This is a genomic window from Yersinia sp. 2540 StPb PI, assembly GCF_052217165.1.
Taxonomy (GTDB): Bacteria; Pseudomonadota; Gammaproteobacteria; order Enterobacterales; family Enterobacteriaceae; genus Yersinia; species Yersinia enterocolitica_E.
In genome coordinates this window covers 3,109,528-3,127,751 of record NZ_JAZGQC010000001.1, presented here as the reverse complement: position 1 = coordinate 3,127,751, position 18,224 = coordinate 3,109,528, and the positions used below count along the sequence as shown (strand labels likewise).

Here is an 18,224-nt window from a genome sequence, read left to right as displayed (position 1 = left end):
CTGATGGAGTGATAGTCAGGCGGTTGCTTGTTCGCCGACAGGTATGTTAATCATTCGATTAAGCCATGGAATGAGTAGCGCCATAACCAGTGCAATGGCCAGGGTGGTGATACCAATTTTGCCAAAAACATCGGTATAGATAGGCAGTGTTTCGAGTGGGTCTGTTATCCCTTCTGGTGTCGCGGTAAAGGTGGCAACATAACCGCCAATCAGGAACGATGCGGCTTGCGTCAGGAACCACATCCCCAGAATAAAGCCCATCAGATATTGCGGTACCAGTGCCGCCACCATCGCTAAACCTAAAGCACTGATCATCAATTCCCCCAGGCTCTGGAATAAGTAAACCAGAACGATAAACCAAGGTGATGTCAGACCTTGTGCATCAGCAAACCACATCCCCGCAGCGGCCGCTGTCAGAAAACCCAGTGAACATAAAAACATACCTAAAGTAAATTTGGCCGGCATCGATAAGTCACGGTTTTTACTGCCCAGGCGGGTATAAATTGAGGCTAAAATCGGGCTGGCCACCACTACCCAGAATGGATTTAGTGCCTGGAAACTCACCGGATTGATAGTGAAACCAAGAATTTCATGATGAACATTATTGATGGCGAAGAAGTTGAGTGACGTTGGCATCTGTGCATACAGCACGTAAAAGACGATAGCTTCAATCATCAGAATAAAAGCGACATACATTTTATTGCGGCCTAATTTATCCTGCTTAAATGCTTCTTTGAAAAAGATAAATACCACAATCAACGATAAGACGATCAGCACCAGATTGGCAATCACCACATGGTTCATTAACCAAGCGCAGAGACATATCATCACTGCACTACCAGCCAGTACCAGTAGCAAGTTTCGCCAATTTAACGGTTTAGCATCAGGCTCGGAACCGATATGACTCACCATATGGCGGCAGCAGAAATAGACCAACAAAGCAAAAATCAAACCAATACCGCACAAATAATAGGTCACGGTATAACCGAAGCGTTCGGCAATAACCGGAGCCAATGACAGTGAAATTAGGGAGCCGATATTGATCGACATGTAAAACAAGGTGAAGGCCCCATCAAGGCGTGGATCTTTGGGGGGATAGCATTTTGATAATAGGCTAGCCGGATTAGCTTTAAACAAACCATTACCGACAGCAATGGTCCCCAAAGCAAAGAAGATTAGATTTGGGTTATACAGTGATAAACCGGTAGCAAAGTATCCGAGAGCCAGCACGATAGCGCCTAATACCATGGTGCGTTTAGTGCCTAATAAATGGTCGCCGACATATCCACCAATCGAAATCAGGCCATAAACCAAAGCGGCAAAAGCCCCAAAAGTGACAAACGCTTGTTCCTGTGAAAACCCTAACTGCTTCACGAAGAAAACAGCAAGAATACCTTGAACACCGTAATAACCGAACCTCTCCCATAGTTCGACAAAGAAAATCATGAAGAATGGTTTGGGTTGCTGAAGTAAACCAGTGGGTGTGGATCTATCCATGAGAGCCGCCTCTGCGGAATAATCATTCTGCGTAAATTGGGAGCATACAAGCCCATGCAGAAATGAAAGATGTATCTGCATAACCATTATATTGCTCATTGATTTGAGTGATAGGCAGGGTATTACACTGCAATTTTATTGTATTTGTGGTTGATCACACTAATTAAAATATAAAATACAGAATTGATGATTGTTGGAATGTTTAGCAATAGACGCTAATCGTGAACGAGGTTATTGCTATTAGTGGCGGGAGTTAATGGTTTGACAACATTAATGGTAAGGGTGGATAGGGGGGTTATTACTCTAAACCCCCCTTTAATCGAGCAATTATCCACGCGCCTTTTGTGACAGGCTAAGTACAAACATGACCGCCGCACAAAGTACTACTGAAGGCCCGGCGGGGGTGTCATAGAAAGCAGAGAATGTCAGACCACCGGTCACGGCAACAATACCAATACCGATGGCAATTCCAGCCATCTGTTCGGGGGTTCGGGCAAAACGACGAGCTGCCGCGGCAGGAATGATTAGCAGTGAGGTGATAATCAGCGCGCCAACAAACTTCATCGACAGCCCGATAGTCAGTGCGGTGACCAGCATTAGCAACATCCGTACCCGTTCCAGGTTGACCCCATCAACATGAGCCAGCTCCGGGCTAACCGTCATTGACAGCAGTGCCCGCCATTGCCAGCACAGCACTGCTAACACCACAATAACACCTACGGCAATCAACCAGATATCACTCAGTGTTACGGAAAGCAGATCACCAAACAGATAGGCCATTAAATCGACCCGGACATTATGCATCAGACTCACAACCACCAGGCCCAGTGATAATGCGCTGTGAGCCATGATCCCCAGTAGCGTATCGACTGCTAACTGTGGGCGACGTTCTAACCACACCAGAATCACGGCTAATACCATGGTCATTACAATCACGGCATAAAACGGATTCACATTTAGCAGTAAACCAAAAGCCACACCCAGTAAGGAGGCATGGGCCAGAGTATCACCAAAATAGGACATTCGACGCCAAACGACGAACGACCCCAGCGGGCCGGCCGCTGTTGCCAATAATACTCCTGCTAACCAGCCAGGTAGCAATAATTCAATCATGCCTCACGACTCCCGCTGTTCTTCAAAATAATCTTTCCGTGCAAATCGTGTCGATGATTATGGTGGTGGCGATAAACCGCTAGCTGCTCAGCGCCACGATTGCCAAACATGGCAATAAATTCAGGATGAGTGGAAACCACCTCTGGTGCGCCAGAACAGCAGATATGTTGGTTAAGGCATAATACTTCATCAGTTTTGGCCATCACTAAATGCAAGTCATGGGAAACCATCATAACAGCACAGCCTAACTCTTTACGCAGTTGCTCGATTAAGTCGTATAGCGCTAATTGCCCATTAACATCAACACCTTGCGTTGGTTCATCCAGTACCAGTAACTGCGGTTTGTTCAGTAATGCACGGGCTAACAGCACGCGTTGGTTCTCACCACCAGACAGCCTTTGCATGGGTTGGTCTAATAAATGTGCTGCATGCACACGCTTGAGTGCCGGCAGGATATCCGCCTTTTTGACACCCGGTTTCAAACGCATAAAACGGCTTACAGTGAGCGGTAATGTGGCATCCAAATGGAGTTTTTGCGGAACATAACCGATGCGTAAGCCCGGCTGACGGACAAGCGTGCCGCTGGTGGGAGGAATCAGCCCCAGTACCACGCGAACCAGCGTCGATTTACCGGCACCATTTGGCCCAAGCAGGGTGAGAATTCTTCCCGGTCGCAGTGAAAGGGAGATATCGTTCAGTACCCGCCGACTACCAAAAGTGACGGATATATTATGTAGAGTTACCAATGTGGACATTATGATTACGTTTGCAGAACCGAGTGAATGTTATAATATTACGCTTTACCCAACAAAACGTCGAGAATTCGTATTATGTTACATAAAAAAAAATGGCTAAAGCGGGCAATGCTAGCCAGCGCAATTTTAATTGCCAACCCATTTAATATTGCCTCAGCGGCGGTCGTTACATCAGTACGGCCATTAGGTTTTATTGCCTCTGCCATTGCCGATGGGGTGTTACCAACGGAAGTATTATTGCCCGATGGTGCATCGCCACACGATTATGCGCTTCGTCCGTCGGATGTCCAGCGGTTACGCAGTGCCGAGCTGGTTATTTGGGTCGGACCAGAAATGGAAGCATTTTTAACAAAACCATTGACACAAGTTGCTGATAATAAAAAGATTGCACTGGCTGAGTTACCTTCAGTTACACCTTTATTGATCAAAGGTGACGAACATGATGAACATGAAGGTGAAACCGCAGGGCATGACCATGATCATGCTGAAGATAATCACAGTGACGAGCACCATCATGGCGAGAACAACATGCATATTTGGTTGTCGCCAACGATTGCGAAACAATCTGCAATCGCTATTCACGAGAGATTATTGGAACTTATGCCACAAAATAAGGACAAATTAGATGCAAACCTGCGCCGATTCGAGGATCAACTAGCGCAAAACGAAAAAAATATTGCTACTATGTTGAAGCCTGCCCAAGGTAAGGGATATTTCGTCTTTCATGATGCCTATGGCTACTTTGAAAAACACTTTGGCTTGAGCCCGTTAGGGTATTTTACAGTCAATCCCGAAATACAGCCTGGTGCGCAGCGTTTACATCAAATTCGAACACAGTTGGTTGAGCATAAAGCGGTATGCGTTTTTGCTGAGCCACAATTCAGGCCGGCCGTCATTAATGCCGTTGCTAAAGGAACAAATGTGCGTTCAGGCACCTTGGATCCCTTGGGCAGCGGCATCGTATTAGGCAAGGACAGCTATGTGAACTTTTTGTCTCAGTTGTCGAACCAATACGTGAGCTGCCTGAAGTAAGATTAAAAGGATACTCATAAGTGCAGCAGATAGTCCGAACTATCACCTTGGCGTATAACAATCTCCCTCGACCCCACCGTATTATGCTGGGGTCGTTGACTGTAATGACTCTGGCCGTAGCTGTTTGGCGGCCTTTTGTTTATCACCCCGAGCATGAACCTGTCGCTAAGAGCGTGGTATTAGATACCAGCCAAACCCGCATTTTATTACCTGAAGCCAGCGAACCCATCGATCAGCCCACGCCTGATGATGAAATTCCGCAAGATGAGCTAGATGCCAAAGATGTCAGTGAAACCGGTGTTCATGAGTATGTGGTTTCAACTGGGGATACCCTAAGCAGTATTCTTACCCAGTACGGCATTGATATCTCTGATGTGTCGCTGTTGGCGACGCAAAACCGTGATCTGCGTAATTTGAAGATAGGGCAGCAAATCTCTTGGACCGTCAATGATACCGGTGATTTACAGCGCCTGACTTGGGAAGTTTCTCGTCGTGAAACGCGGACTTATGACCGTGTTGGCAATAATTTCAAAGAGACCAAAGAGCTACAAAAAGGTGAGTGGAGCAACAAGGTTCTGACGGGTCGCCTTGATGGCAGCTTTGTCACCAGCGCCAGGAAGGCGGGCTTGACGGCTTCCGAGATTCGCGCGGTCACTAAAGCATTACAGTGGCAGCTTGACTTCGCTAAACTGCGTAAAGGTGATCAATTCTCGGTTTTGATGTCACGTGAAATTCTTGATGGTCGCAGTGAGCAAAGCCAACTGGTCGGGGTGCGTATGCGTTCCGGTGGTAAGGATTACTACGCTATCCGTGCCGATGACGGTAAATTTTATGACCGGCTTGGTTCTGGCCTGGCCCGTGGTTTCATGCGTTTCCCTACCATGAAGCAATTCCGGGTGTCGTCAAACTTTAACCCACGCCGCCTAAACCCGGTAACCGGGCGTATTGCCCCGCATAAAGGTGTGGATTTCTCTATGCCTGTCGGGACGCCAGTACTCGCCGTCGGTGATGGGGAAGTCGTGATCGCAAAACGCAGTGGGGCGGCGGGTAACTATGTTGCTATCCGTCATGGTCGCCAATACACCACCCGTTATATGCATCTGAAAAAGTTGTTGGTCAAGCCAGGTCAAAAAGTAAAACGTGGTGATCGTATCGCATTGTCAGGTAATACTGGCCGCTCTACTGGTCCTCATTTGCACTATGAATTCTGGATGAATCAGCAAGCAGTTAATCCATTAACCGCTAAATTACCGCGCTCAGAAGGCTTGAGTGGTAAAGACCGCAGTGACTATCTGGCTATCGCCAAGCAGGTCATTCCGCAGTTACAACTGGATTAACCACTATCCAGTAACCACTATCTACCGGAGTGTTATACCCAGACCGTGGAGTTGCAGGGGGCAGCAAACCTACCAATCCCAATGAACTTAGGTTAAGTGATTCGGGTGAGTGGGAGTAGCTAGCAACCCTGTGGCTTCAAGGATGAAAGGTATACTATTATTAGCCCACAGAATTCCAAGAGTTCCCCCATGCATAAAGATAAAAATGACGCCGCTGGCTTTATTCCGGTATTTAAGAAATCTTTCCTCCACCCACGGTTTTGGGGGGTATGGTTGGGGGCCGGTTCTATGGCTGCGATGGCTTATGTGCCACCGAAATTCCGCGATCCTTTGTTAGCAGGGATTGGCCGTCTGGCGGGCAAGTTTGCCAAGAGCGCCCGTCGTCGCGCGCGGATTAATCTTCTTTATTGTATGCCAGAGCTGCCCGAAGCTGAGCGCGAACATATCATTGACCAGATGTTTGCCACTGCGGCGCAACCGTTGATGATGATGGCAGAACTGTGCTTTCGTGAACCGAAGAAAGTACTCTCTCGGGTTCATTGGCACGGTTTGGAGATTCTTGACGAGTTGCAGCAGCAGCAGCGTAATGTCATTTTGTTGGTGCCACATGCCTGGTCGATCGATATACCGGCAATGCTGCTCGCAGAACAGGGCAAACCGGTTGCCGGTATGTTCCATCATCAGCGCAATCCGCTAGTTGATTATTTATGGAATAGTGCCCGTTTGCGGTTTGGTGGGCGAATTCATGCGCGTGAAAGTGGCATCAAGCCATTTATCAGTTCAGTGCGCCAGGGGTTCTGGGGCTACTATTTGCCGGATGAAGATTATGGCCCTGAGCAAAGTGAATTTGTTGATTTCTTTGCCACCTATAAGGCGACCTTGCCAGCAATAGGGCGTTTGATGAAAGTATGTCGTGCGGCAATCGTACCGATGTTCCCAGTCTATAATTATCGCGAACACCGCCTTGATATCTATATTCGTCCACCGATGGATGATTTGGCTGATGCTGATGACGCCTATATTGCCCGCCGTATGAATGAAGAAGTTGAGTTGTTGGTCAAACCCAACCCGGAGCAATATACCTGGATTCTTAAGTTGTTGAAAACCCGTAAAGAGGGTGAGATAGAACCTTATGTTCGTAAGGATATTTAACCGTCGCTATCGTGATTAAACATAAAAAAAGCCCGCACATTTTAGTCGCGGGCTTTTGCATTTATTGGCTACAATAAACTATTCAACACGTAGGATGCGGCTGGTATTGGTCGTACCAATAGTCCCCATCACATCGCCCTGCGTTACAATAACCAGATCACCTGAGACCAGGAAACCTTTATCTTTCAGTCGGCTGACAGCTTCACTGGCCGCCAGAACACCATCAGTATGGGTATCACAATAAACTGGTGTGACACCACGGTAGATTGCCGTCAGATTTAAAGTATGGTCATGACGCGACATCGCAAAGATAGGCAAACCGGAGCTGATACGGGACATCATCAGTGCCGTACGGCCAGATTCGGTCATGGCGATAATGGCAGTGATACCTTTCAGGTGGTTCGCTGCATACATGGTCGACATCGCGATAGCTTCTTCGACATTGTCGAATTGCACATCAAGGCGGTGTTTAGACACATTGATACTTGGGATCTTCTCTGCACCCAGACAAACTCGTGCCATAGCAGCAACCGTTTCTGCTGGATACTGACCGGCAGCGGTTTCTGCTGACAACATAACAGCGTCAGTACCATCTAGCACGGCGTTAGCAACGTCCATCACTTCCGCACGGGTTGGCATCGGGTTGGTTATCATTGACTCCATCATTTGAGTCGCGGTGATAACCGCACGGTTAAGCTGACGAGCACGGCGGATCAGTTTCTTCTGAATTCCCACCAGCTCTGGGTCACCAATTTCCACCCCCAAATCACCACGGGCAACCATCACCACATCAGAGGCCAGGATGATATCATCCATAGCTTCATCGGTTGCGACCGCCTCAGCACGCTCAACTTTCGCCACGATTTGTGCATTACAGCCAGCATCACGCGCCAAACGGCGGGCATAATGCAAATCTTCGCCAGTCCGTGGGAACGAAACAGCCAGGAAGTCCACCCCGATTTTAGCGGCGGTAATAATATCGGCTTTGTCTTTTTCTGTCAGCGCTTCTGCCGACAGACCGCCACCGAGCTTATTAATGCCCTTATTATTGGAGAGAGGGCCACCGACAGTAACTTCGGTGAACACTTTCATGCCCTGGACTTCAATGACTTTTAATTGTACCCGGCCATCATCCAGCAGCAAAATATCACCAGGAACCACATCAGCGGGTAGGCCTTTGTAATCGATACCGACTTTGTCTTTATCACCTTCGCCTTTTGCCATATTGGCATCGAGCAAGAATTTATCATGTACGTTAAGGAATACTTTGCCTTCCTTAAAAGTAGATACCCGGATTTTAGGACCTTGCAAATCGCCAAGAATAGCAACATGGCGCCCTAATCTTGCAGCGATCTCACGGACTTTATTGGCCCGCAACACATGATCTTCGGCGCTACCATGGGAAAAATTCAGGCGGACTACGTTAGCACCAGCAGCAATAATCTTTTCCAGATTATTGTCGCGGTCGGTAGCCGGCCCCAGTGTAGTAACAATCTTGGTCCTTCTGAGCCGTCTGGACATCTCTTACTCCGTTGACTGATGAAGCATGGTGTTGTTAAAACAGCGGATAATGAATCCGATAGTAAAATGTAATTAAGATCAAATTTTACGACGACATGCGATACGATAACCCTGTTTTACCACACAGCGCCATGCATGTTATCCGCTTGCGGATGTAAAACGATTGATGCAAAAATGGCCCCATCCGGGCACCACCAATACATCAATGACAACATTACAAAAGCGAGCTATTTACCCCTTATCGGTTTTGGTAACGTTTACCGCCGCCATACAAGGACTATTTTCCAATAATACGTCAAATTATTACTCGAGAAGATGCGCTAACACAACACAAAGCGAGTTCTGCCCTTGGCGTTATTCACCGCTGTTGACGCGCGGTGAACCTTTATCAAAGCGCGATTCTTTCAAGGCGTCTTTCACACGTTTCAGGTTATCCCTGAATTTTGCTCCACGCCGTAGGGTAAACCCGGTTGCCAGCACATCAATTAATGTCAATTGAGCAATACGGGAGACCATCGGCATGTACATATCAGTATCTTCCGGCACATCCAGCAGCAGTGATAGTGTTGCTTCATTTGCCAGCGGTGTATCGCGCGAGGTGATAGCAATCACTGTGGCATCGTTTTCACGGGCTAAGTGGGCCAACTCGACCAGGTTTTTCGTCCGGCCAGTGTGAGAGATCAATACCACCACATCACCCTCACTGGAATTCATACAACTCATACGTTGCATAACGATGTCATCGAAATAAATTACCGGAATATTGAAACGGAAAAATTTATTCATCGCATCGTGGGCAACCGCGGCAGAGGCGCCAAGGCCAAAGAACGAAATTTTCTTCGCCTGAGTCAGTAAATCTACTGCCCGATTAATGGCCGCAATATCTAAATTGTTTTTCGCCATATCCAAGCTGGCCATGGTCGATTCGAAAATTTTTGTCGTGTAAGCGGCTACACTATCATCTTCTTCAACATTGCGGTTCACATAAGGTGTGCCATTTGCCAGACTTTGCGCCAAATGCAGTTTAAAATCAGGGAAACCTTTGGTGTCCAGTCGGCGGCAAAAACGGTTAACCGTCGGTTCGCTAACGTTCGCCATTTTGGCCAGTGTCGCGATACTTGAATGGATGGCAGTTTGTGGGGAGGCGAGGATCACCTCAGCGACTTTCCTTTCTGATTTGCTCAGGAGGTCCAGACTATTTTGGATATTTTCCAGCGTATTCATATATCGAGAGTCACCCATGGGTTTTACCGATTTCATTTAAAGGAGAAATCTATGCCGGTTTAATGAAAATATACTACGAGCTGGGACCCGTTGGCAGTGGCATAGGGTGGGAAGTAAGGTTTTTTCACCAGAATATGACCTGTGTCTAATTTTCATAATGGTAAATAGTTGTCAAAAACGTCATAAAATTACATTTTAAAGTTGCACGGCCTTATTTGGCGCGGCCTGGCACTCTGATGGATGTTTTTTAACCTTTTTTGCTCTGCTTTTATCTGGGTTTACTGGCTATAGTCAAAGAGAGTACATTAGTAATGTAAGAAAATTACAAATATCCTGCAACGAGGAGAATAACATGGCGGTAACTAATACAGCCCAGGCAGCCCAGGCGTGTGATCTGGTGATTTTCGGCGCTAAGGGAGACTTGGCTCGCCGGAAACTGCTGCCTTCCCTTTACCAATTAGAGAAAGCGGGTCACATCCACCCAGATACTCGCATCATCGGCGTAGGCCGTGCCGAGTGGGACAAAGACGCGTACACAGCCGTGGTAAAGGAAGCCCTCGATACCTTTATGAAAGAGAAGATGGATGATGAATTGTGGCAAAAGCTCAGTTCTCGTCTCGACTTCTGTAATTTGGATGTCAATGACAGCAAACACTTTGCCAAATTGGGCAAGATGCTGGATCAAAAAAATCGTACCACCATTAACTACTTTGCCATGCCACCCAATACGTTTGGTGCAATTTGTAAAGGATTGGGCGAAGCAAGGCTGAATAAAGAGCCTGCTCGTGTGGTAATGGAAAAACCGTTAGGGAAGGATCTGGCCTCTTCTCGGGTGATTAACGATCAAGTGGCAGAATATTTCAACGAGTGTCAGGTTTACCGTATCGACCACTATTTAGGTAAAGAGACGGTACTGAACCTGTTGGCTCTGCGTTTTGCTAACTCACTGTTTGCTTCTAACTGGGATAATCGCACTATTGACCATGTGCAGATCACGGTTGCCGAAGAGGTCGGGATTGAAGGGCGCTGGGGCTATTTTGATCAGGCCGGCCAGATGCGTGACATGATCCAGAACCATCTGCTGCAAATCCTGACCATGATTGCCATGTCACCGCCAGCAGATCTCAGTACTGACCGTATTCGTGATGAAAAAGTGAAAGTACTGCGATCATTGCGCCGTATCGACCACACCAATGTGCGGGAAACCACAGTGCGTGGTCAGTATACCGCCGGTTTTGTCCAGGGTAATAAAGTACCCGGCTATCTGGAAGAGGAAGGGGCGAATAAGAACAGCAACACTGAAACGTTTGTTTCTATCCGTGTCGATATTGATGACTGGCGTTGGGCTGGGGTGCCGTTCTATCTGAGAACCGGCAAACGTCTGCCAACAAAATGTTCTGAAGTGGTGGTTTACTTTAAAAACCCGGCACTGAATCTGTTCCGCGAGTCTTATCAGCAATTGCCTCAAAACAAGCTGACGATCCGCTTGCAACCGGATGAAGGTATCGAGATTGAAGTGCTGAATAAAGTGCCAGGTCTGGAGCATAAACACCGTCTGCAAACCACTAAGCTGGACCTCAGCTTCTCCAAAACTTTTAACGAGCAGCATATTGCTGATGCCTACGAACGTCTGTTGCTGGAGACCATGCGTGGTATTCAGGCACTGTTTGTGCGCCGCGATGAGGTTGAGGAAGCGTGGAAATGGGTCGATTCCATTATGGATGCATGGGCGGCTGACAATGACGCACCTAAGCCATATCAATCTGGAACCTGGGGGCCGGTGGCATCCGTTGCCATGATTACCCGCGACGGTCGTTCATGGAACGAGTTCGAATAAATATCCGTCATACTTCAAGCTGCATGTGTGTTGGCCGCCTTTGTTACTCGGCCCGACCATGGGCCTCGCCTGTGCGAGGCCGCTGCAAACAGCGTTCAAATCTGCTCCCGGCAGATTAGTTACCCCAGTCACTTACTTGTGTAAGCTCCTGGGGACTTGCTTAGTTGCCGCCTTCATGTAACTCGAATTGTTTAGGATATAAATTATTTATTATTCGATAACAGCGCCTCACTTAGGCGCAATAATAAAGAGTCGTTAGCTGGCTCGCATTGTGATTCTTTATGGCAGGCAGAAGCAGGAATGCATGTTCTGCCTGCCATATTTCAACTGGCACCCTCGGGTGAGTACATGCCAATCGGCATAAGTGGAGATAACAACTGATGAAAAGCTGGAAAACGAGCGCAGAACAGATCATGACCGCAGGCCCCGTGGTCCCGGTGATTGTGATTAATAAGCTCGAGCAGGCGGTACCGTTGGCAAAAGCCCTGGTGGCTGGCGGTGTTCGGGTGCTGGAAGTGACGTTGCGCACCCCTTGTGCTGTTGAGGCTATCCGTGCTATCGCAAAAGAAGTTCCTGAGGCGATTGTCGGCGCAGGTACTGTGCTCAATCCACAGCAGTTGGCTGATGTGGTTGAGGCTGGCGCGCAATTTGCTATCAGCCCAGGGCTGACTGATGAATTACTTAAGGCAGCCACTGAAGGCTCAATCCCATTAATTCCTGGGATCAGTACCGTTTCAGAACTGATGCTGGGTATGAGTTATGGCCTGCGTGAGTTTAAATTCTTCCCGGCAGAAGCTAACGGTGGTGTTAAAGCATTGCAAGCCATCGGCGGCCCATTCTCGCAAGTGCGTTTCTGCCCAACCGGCGGCATTACCCCGAATAACTACCGTGATTACCTGGCGCTGAAAAGCGTATTGTGTATTGGCGGTTCATGGTTGGTTCCGGCAGATGCGCTGGAAAAAGGGGACTACGCTCGTATTACTGAATTAGCCAAACAAGCCGTGGCGGGTGCAACAGCATAAGCTGTTCTAACCTCCTGAACTGACGAGATAATTCGCATAATCTCGTCAAACTATAAACCCCTGCCATGCAGGGGTTTTGTTTTTTTAAAACCACTAACTTATTATTTTATAATCTCTTTTTTTAAACTATTTATAAAATTGATGGTTTGCTTTATAAAATTGGCTGTGGTAAAAATACAGCAGTGAATTATTCCATTTTGATGAGGGTTTTAGGCGTATCACACTAGGTTTGGCAAACAAGTATGTAGCTAAAGCAGGTGTGGCTAAAAAAAAGAGATATATTATGATTAAAACTAATGGAATTACTTTCAAACCTTCTACCTGTCAACTTTTCCTGTCAGCCATTCTGGCCAGTGAGCATCACTGGTGTAGCGAGCTGTAGCGTCTTTATTCTTCCATCTTAAATACCCGTCATACTTCAAGCTGCATGTGCGTTGGCTGCGTTCAATCACCCGAATCACTTACTCATGTAAGCTCATCGGGGGTCTCTTGCTTAGCGCCTTCCTGCAACTCGAATTATTTAGGGTATAAAAAAGTTTATACGCCAAGTGAGTTTCTATTTCTTACGGCCTGCGCATGTCTATTCCTTGTGAATAGGGCATCGAATTAGGATAACCGTAACAAATAGACCTTAGCGTGCGTTTTACCCGTCATTATTCAAATAGCAGGGATGTTGGCCACTTATTACTCGGCCGTCCATGGGCCTCGCCTCTTTGAGGCCGCTGCTTGCACTTTGAAATCGATAGGGTAGCTGTGTTAGGAGAAGAATGATGATTTATTGGATATTTTTAGGTTTAGCGATTGTCGCAGAAATTATCGGCACGTTATCAATGAAATATGCCAGTGTCAGTGGTGAGATGACCGGGCATATCGTGATGTATTTTATGATAACCGGTTCATACATTTTACTGGCTCTGGCAGTGAAGAAAGTCGCGCTAGGCGTGGCCTATGCCCTGTGGGAAGGGATTGGCATCCTGATTATTACTGTTTTTAGCGTGCTGTGGTTTGATGAAAGCTTATCACCACTGAAACTTGCCGGTTTAGTGACCTTGATCGGCGGCATAATGTTAGTGAAGTCAGGGACGCGTAAGCCGAAGAAACCAGGCAGCCCGCACAACAATTCAGGTGAGCAGCATGCAACAGCTTGAGTTTTACCATATTGCGTTTCTGATTTTGGCGGTCATCCTGGAAATCATTGCCAATATCTTGCTGAAAATGTCAGATGGTTTTCGCCGGGTATGGTTAGGCATACTATCACTGCTGTCAGTGTTAGGGGCATTCAGTGCTTTGGCACAAGCAGTGAAAGGCATTGAATTATCAGTGGCTTATGCCTTGTGGGGCGGGTTCGGTATTGCCGCCACTGTGGCCGCGGGTTGGATTTTGTTTAATCAGCGTCTGAACTATAAAGGCTGGATTGGCCTGATTTTGCTACTGGCCGGCATGGTGATGATTAAGCTGTCCTGATATCCCCTTTGTACTTGAAGCTGCAGGGGGTTGGCTGCGCGCGCAAACCCGAATCACTTACCGGTGTAAGCTGATCGGGATTTGTTTGCTGGCCGCCTACCTGCAACTGCAATTACTTTGGCTATATCGAGTGACAGTTTTTAATCGAAGCTGATAAGCGGGGAAATGTACTGAATGGGTCCTTATTTGTTTAAAATACAAGGGGCGCGAGCCGTCAGAGTGCCCATCAGTGCAGTCGCCCCGCAGATCGCAAAATCAAATAGCCGCAATAATTTTGATTTCAACTTTGTACTTCGGATTCATCAATTTGGCTTCGACGGTACAACGCACTGGCGCATTGCCATCAACCACCCAGGCATCCCACGCCGCATTCATCGCCGCGAAGTCCGCACTGTCTGCCAGAAAAATGGTGGCATCCAAAATACGGCCTTTATCTGAACCGAGCTGATTCAATATCATATCTATTGCTGCCAGTGTGTTGGCAGTTTGCGCCGTGGCGTCTGCATCCAGATTTTCCGGTACGCTGGTGTAATAGATAGTGTTGTTAAATACCACAGCATCTGACCAACGTTTTTCTGGATTAATTCGTTCAATACTCATTTTCACTCCCTTGTGTGAATGTCAATGTCAGTTATCAGTAGTAGGGTAGCATAGCTTGTGATGAGAATGTGTGGTCGCGGGGCGATAGGCTTGGCATAATCACCGCTGATTTCGCCCGGAAGAGAACGCGTGACAGACGATTTTGCAACAGACGGCGCATTAGCGCAGGCCATTACAGGTTTTAACCCCCGAGAGTCTCAGCGCCGAATGGCGGCGGCCATCAGTGAATCTATTGATGCCAAACAACAATTGGTGGTAGAGGCAGGTACCGGTACCGGTAAAACATTTGCCTATTTGGCGCCCGCACTGCGTGCTGATTGCAAAGTGATTATCTCCACAGGTTCGAAAGCGTTACAAGATCAGCTCTATTCGCGTGACTTACCCACGGTAGCGACTGCTCTCAAATACAAAGGGAAGCTGGCCTTATTAAAGGGGCGCTCAAACTATCTTTGTCTGGAACGGCTTGAACAGCAATCATTGGCCGGGGGTGAATTAGCCAGTGAGACATTGGTTGATTTGGTTCGTTTGCGTGGCTGGTCAGCCGAAACCATCGATGGTGATATCAGTACCTGTGGCCAGGTGGCTGAGGATAGCTTTGTCTGGCCGTTGGTCACCAGTACCAATGATAACTGTCTGGGCAGTGATTGCCCGCTGTATAAAGATTGTTTTGTGGTGAAAGCCCGCCGTAAGGCGATGGATGCAGATATAGTGGTGGTGAACCACCATCTGTTCTTGGCGGATATGGTGGTGAAAGAGAGCGGTTTTGCCGAACTGATCCCCACCGCAGATGTGATGATTTTCGATGAAGCCCACCAGATCCCCGATATTGCCAGCCAATACTTTGGTCAGCAACTGACCAGTAGACAACTAATGGATTTGGCAAAAGATATTATTATTGCCTATCGCACCGAAGTGCGCGACTCCGCCCAATTGCAAAAAAGCGCCGACCGTCTGACGCAAAGCACGCAAGATTTCCGTCTGGTGCTCGGCGACCCGGGGTATCGCGGCAATTTACGTGATGTACTGGAACAACCGGCGATTCAGCGGGCGTTGCTGTTGCTCGATGATGCGTTGGAGCTGTGTTATGACGTGATGAAGCTTTCCCTTGGCCGCTCAGCTATGCTGGATGCCGCTTTTGAACGTGCAACGGTGTATCGCAACCGCCTTAAGCGTTTAAAAGATGTCACTACACCCGGCTACAGCTATTGGTATGAGTGTAATTCACGCCATTTCGTACTGGCGTTGACACCGCTGTCGGTTTCTGATCGTTTTCGTGAGCTGATAGAAGAAAAACCGGGAAGCTGGATTTTTACCTCTGCCACACTGTCGGTTAATGATCAGTTATCACATTTCACCTCAAGGTTGGGGCTAACGAACGCCAAAACGCTACTCCTGCCCAGTCCGTTTGATTACGCCAATCAGGCATTACTCTGTGTGCCACGCAATTTGCCTTCGGCGAATGAACCTGGGGCTGCCCGTAAGCTGGCGGTGATGCTAAAGCCACTGATTGATGCCAATAAAGGGCGTTGCTTCTTTTTGTGTACCTCACACCAGATGATGCGTGGTTTAGCCGAAGAGTTCCGCGCCAGTATGACGCTACCCGTTTTGGTGCAAGGCGAAACCAGCAAGGGGCAGTTGCTGGCACAGTTTGTAGCAGCAGGCAATGCACTGCTGGTGGCGACCAGCAGTTTCTGGGAAGGGGTGGATGTGCGGGGCGACGCGTTATCTTGTGTCATCATCGACAAACTGCCGTTTACCTCACCGGATGACCCTTTGTTGAAAGCCCGCATCGAAGATTGCCGTCTACGTGGTGGTGACCCGTTTAATGATGTGCAATTGCCTGATGCCGTTATTACCTTGAAACAAGGTGTGGGGCGTTTGATTCGTGACATCGACGATCGCGGCGTGCTGGTTATCTGTGATAATCGCCTGGTGATGCGCCCTTATGGCGCGATGTTCCTTAATAGCCTCCCGCCAGCACCCCGCACCCGTGATTTGGCGAAAGCCATCGCTTTTCTCAAGCAACGCGATTAAGGGAAAAGCGAGGAGGGGTGTGCTATCATGCGCGCCCTGTATTGAATTCATACTCTTTTCCTGCCGAGGTTGGCATGTCCACGCGAATTTTAGCGATCGATACCGCAACAGAAGCATGTTCTGTTGCATTGTGGAATAACGGCGAAGTTCAGGCGTTGTTTGAGCTTTGTCCACGGGAACACACCCAACGAATCTTACCGATGGTGCAGCAAGTACTGGCTGAATCGGGTTTATCACTGACGCAACTCGATGCATTGGCCTTTGGCCGTGGCCCTGGTAGCTTTACCGGTGTTCGTATTGGTATCGGTATTGGTCAGGGATTGGCCTTGGGCGCCGACTTACCAATGATAGGTATTTCCACCTTACAGACCATGGCTCAGGGGGCATTCCGTCTGACAGGTGCGTCTCGCGTATTGGCAGCGATTGATGCTCGTATGGGGGAAGTCTATTGGGGTGAGTTTGAGCGTGACACACAAGGCGATTGGCTCGGTGAACAGACTGAGGCAGTAATGACGCCGGCACAAGTCTTGGCACACGTGCCATCACTGAGCGGCCATTGGGCCACAGTAGGCACTGGCTGGCAGACGTATCCTGATCTGGTTAGCCGCGATAATGTGGTGCTGACTGACGGGCAGATGCTACTGCCGCAGGCAGAGGATATGTTGCCACTGGCATTATCATCATGGGCGAACGGGCGGATGGTGAGTGTGGAAAATGCCGAGCCAGTGTATCTAAGAAATGAAGTGACCTGGAAAAAACTGCCAGGCCGTTAGAACTGACCTGCGCCACGGAAATGTGAAAAATTAACGATATAGCAACTTGTCATCCTGTTTTGAGTCTAAAATATTCAGATAGCTATAGATATGATAAGGAGCAGCACACGATGGCGATAAATACGTCAACAACTCAATCTATAAAGAATAGAAGCCGTAAATGGACGTGTGGCTGGCTAGGATTGGGCGTTTTGTTTCTGTCCGGCTGTGTTACTGTCCCGCCAGCTATTCAGGGTACCACTGCGACGCCGCAGCAAAATCTTAATTTGGTTCGAACCGATCCGAAGGTCTTTGTAGGCCAGGAGGCGCGTTTTGGTGGGACTGTCATCAATGTGGCCAATGAAGCGCATCGCACCCGGCTTGAAATTGCCAGCGTACCCTTAGACTCGGGTGCCAGACCTATTTTGGGTGAGCCGTCACAAGGGCGAGTGATAGCCTATGTTAATGGTTTCCTTGAGCCAGTTGATTTTCGTGGTCACCTGGTGACCGTGGTTGGGCCGATTACCGGTGTTGAAGCCGGTAAAATTGGGATGACGCCGTATGACTTTGTGGTGATAAATGCCACAGGTTACAAACGTTGGAATCTTGCACAACAAGTTATGATGCCACCGGCAATGGGCCCGTGGGGTTATCACAACCCTGGGATGTGGGGGCCGGGATGGGGTGGTTGGTACAACCCGGGACCAGCACAGATTCAAACTATTGTTACGGAGTAGGTAGTCTGACCGGTTTCAATTGCTGCCAGATGTTAGGGTGTAATGGCATGAAGGGCGCTGAATTCAGCGCCTTTTTCACGTCGATAAAACATAAAAGATTCTATAATCAAAGGGTTATGGTTTTAAATGCTAGAGATCGCCTGTAAT

Annotated in this window: 16 protein-coding genes; 10 read left to right on the top strand and 6 right to left on the bottom strand. The window is 48.2% G+C overall.

Going from position 1 to position 18,224, the window contains the following annotated elements; genetic code table 11:
* Nucleotides 1-15: 15 nt before the first annotated feature.
* The 3 genes from dtpB to znuC all read right to left on the bottom strand — a co-directional run bounded on the left by dtpB (nucleotide 16) and on the right by znuC (nucleotide 3,365).
* Entirely contained in the window at nucleotides 16-1,497 is a 1,482-nt protein-coding gene (dtpB, locus tag V1956_RS14250) for a dipeptide/tripeptide permease DtpB (RefSeq protein WP_372558920.1), read from the bottom strand.
* A gap of 327 nt (nucleotides 1,498-1,824) precedes the next feature.
* Nucleotides 1,825-2,610 carry a zinc ABC transporter permease subunit ZnuB gene (znuB, locus tag V1956_RS14245; protein ID WP_083158999.1) on the bottom strand — a complete coding sequence of 262 codons (786 nt, stop codon included), beginning with the start codon at nucleotides 2,608-2,610 and terminating at the stop codon, nucleotides 1,825-1,827.
* Nucleotides 2,607-3,365 carry a zinc ABC transporter ATP-binding protein ZnuC gene (gene znuC, locus V1956_RS14240; RefSeq protein ID WP_083158998.1) on the bottom strand — a complete coding sequence of 253 codons (759 nt, stop codon included), beginning with the start codon at nucleotides 3,363-3,365 and terminating at the stop codon, nucleotides 2,607-2,609. The genes znuB and znuC overlap by 4 nt, the downstream gene beginning before the upstream one ends.
* A 75-nt stretch (nucleotides 3,366-3,440) precedes the next feature.
* On the opposite strand from znuC, the gene znuA reads away from it, so the two are divergent.
* The 3 genes from znuA to lpxM all read left to right on the top strand — a co-directional run bounded on the left by znuA (nucleotide 3,441) and on the right by lpxM (nucleotide 6,886).
* Nucleotides 3,441-4,397 carry a zinc ABC transporter substrate-binding protein ZnuA gene (znuA, locus tag V1956_RS14235; RefSeq protein ID WP_442825245.1) on the top strand — a complete coding sequence of 319 codons (957 nt, stop codon included), beginning with the start codon at nucleotides 3,441-3,443 and terminating at the stop codon, nucleotides 4,395-4,397.
* Between the two features lie 20 nt (nucleotides 4,398-4,417).
* Complete coding sequence (gene mepM / locus V1956_RS14230; protein WP_372558921.1) at nucleotides 4,418-5,734, top strand: murein DD-endopeptidase MepM; 1,317 nt, start codon at nucleotides 4,418-4,420, stop codon at nucleotides 5,732-5,734.
* 189 nt (nucleotides 5,735-5,923) lie between these two features.
* Complete coding sequence (lpxM, locus tag V1956_RS14225) at nucleotides 5,924-6,886, top strand: lauroyl-Kdo(2)-lipid IV(A) myristoyltransferase (RefSeq protein WP_442825244.1); 963 nt, start codon at nucleotides 5,924-5,926, stop codon at nucleotides 6,884-6,886.
* A gap of 78 nt (nucleotides 6,887-6,964) precedes the next feature.
* Here lpxM and pyk read toward each other — a convergent pair whose 3' ends face one another.
* The gene (pyk, locus tag V1956_RS14220; RefSeq protein WP_372558923.1) at nucleotides 6,965-8,407 is read right to left on the bottom strand and encodes a pyruvate kinase; all 1,443 of its coding nucleotides are present in this window, start codon (nucleotides 8,405-8,407) and stop codon (nucleotides 6,965-6,967) included.
* A gap of 354 nt (nucleotides 8,408-8,761) precedes the next feature.
* On the bottom strand, nucleotides 8,762-9,649 hold the full coding sequence (locus V1956_RS14215) for a MurR/RpiR family transcriptional regulator (RefSeq protein ID WP_372558924.1): 888 nt from the start codon (nucleotides 9,647-9,649) through the stop codon (nucleotides 8,762-8,764).
* A 334-nt stretch (nucleotides 9,650-9,983) separates the two neighbouring features.
* Here V1956_RS14215 and zwf point away from each other — a divergent pair, with 334 nt between their 5' ends.
* The 4 genes from zwf to mdtI all read left to right on the top strand — a co-directional run bounded on the left by zwf (nucleotide 9,984) and on the right by mdtI (nucleotide 13,954).
* Nucleotides 9,984-11,468, top strand: a complete 1,485-nt coding sequence (zwf, locus tag V1956_RS14210; RefSeq protein WP_372558925.1) for a glucose-6-phosphate dehydrogenase — start codon at nucleotides 9,984-9,986, stop codon at nucleotides 11,466-11,468.
* Nucleotides 11,469-11,848: 380 nt separating this feature from the next.
* Nucleotides 11,849-12,490, top strand: a complete 642-nt coding sequence (locus tag V1956_RS14205) for a bifunctional 4-hydroxy-2-oxoglutarate aldolase/2-dehydro-3-deoxy-phosphogluconate aldolase (protein WP_005163029.1) — start codon at nucleotides 11,849-11,851, stop codon at nucleotides 12,488-12,490.
* A 770-nt stretch (nucleotides 12,491-13,260) separates the two neighbouring features.
* Nucleotides 13,261-13,638 (top strand): multidrug/spermidine efflux SMR transporter subunit MdtJ, encoded by a 378-nt coding sequence (mdtJ, locus tag V1956_RS14200; protein ID WP_442825812.1) that lies wholly within the window; start codon nucleotides 13,261-13,263, stop codon nucleotides 13,636-13,638.
* Nucleotides 13,625-13,954 carry a multidrug/spermidine efflux SMR transporter subunit MdtI gene (mdtI, locus tag V1956_RS14195; protein WP_005163022.1) on the top strand — a complete coding sequence of 110 codons (330 nt, stop codon included), beginning with the start codon at nucleotides 13,625-13,627 and terminating at the stop codon, nucleotides 13,952-13,954. Before mdtJ ends, mdtI begins: the two co-directional genes overlap by 14 nt.
* 255 nt (nucleotides 13,955-14,209) lie before the next feature.
* Here the strand turns inward: mdtI and V1956_RS14190 are convergent, their stop codons facing one another.
* Complete coding sequence (locus V1956_RS14190; RefSeq protein ID WP_372558926.1) at nucleotides 14,210-14,554, bottom strand: RidA family protein; 345 nt, start codon at nucleotides 14,552-14,554, stop codon at nucleotides 14,210-14,212.
* Nucleotides 14,555-14,683: 129 nt separating this feature from the next.
* On the opposite strand from V1956_RS14190, the gene V1956_RS14185 reads away from it, so the two are divergent.
* The 3 genes from V1956_RS14185 to V1956_RS14175 all read left to right on the top strand — a co-directional run bounded on the left by V1956_RS14185 (nucleotide 14,684) and on the right by V1956_RS14175 (nucleotide 18,077).
* Nucleotides 14,684-16,588: an ATP-dependent DNA helicase gene (locus tag V1956_RS14185; RefSeq protein ID WP_102970416.1), complete on the top strand. Its 1,905-nt coding sequence runs from the start codon at nucleotides 14,684-14,686 to the stop codon at nucleotides 16,586-16,588.
* 74 nt (nucleotides 16,589-16,662) lie between these two features.
* Entirely contained in the window at nucleotides 16,663-17,361 is a 699-nt protein-coding gene (gene tsaB, locus V1956_RS14180; RefSeq protein WP_372558927.1) for a tRNA (adenosine(37)-N6)-threonylcarbamoyltransferase complex dimerization subunit type 1 TsaB, read from the top strand.
* A gap of 110 nt (nucleotides 17,362-17,471) precedes the next feature.
* A complete protein-coding gene (locus V1956_RS14175) occupies nucleotides 17,472-18,077 on the top strand; it encodes a Slp family lipoprotein (protein WP_442825243.1) in 606 nt (201 codons plus the stop codon).
* The last annotated feature ends 147 nt before the right edge of the window (nucleotides 18,078-18,224 follow it).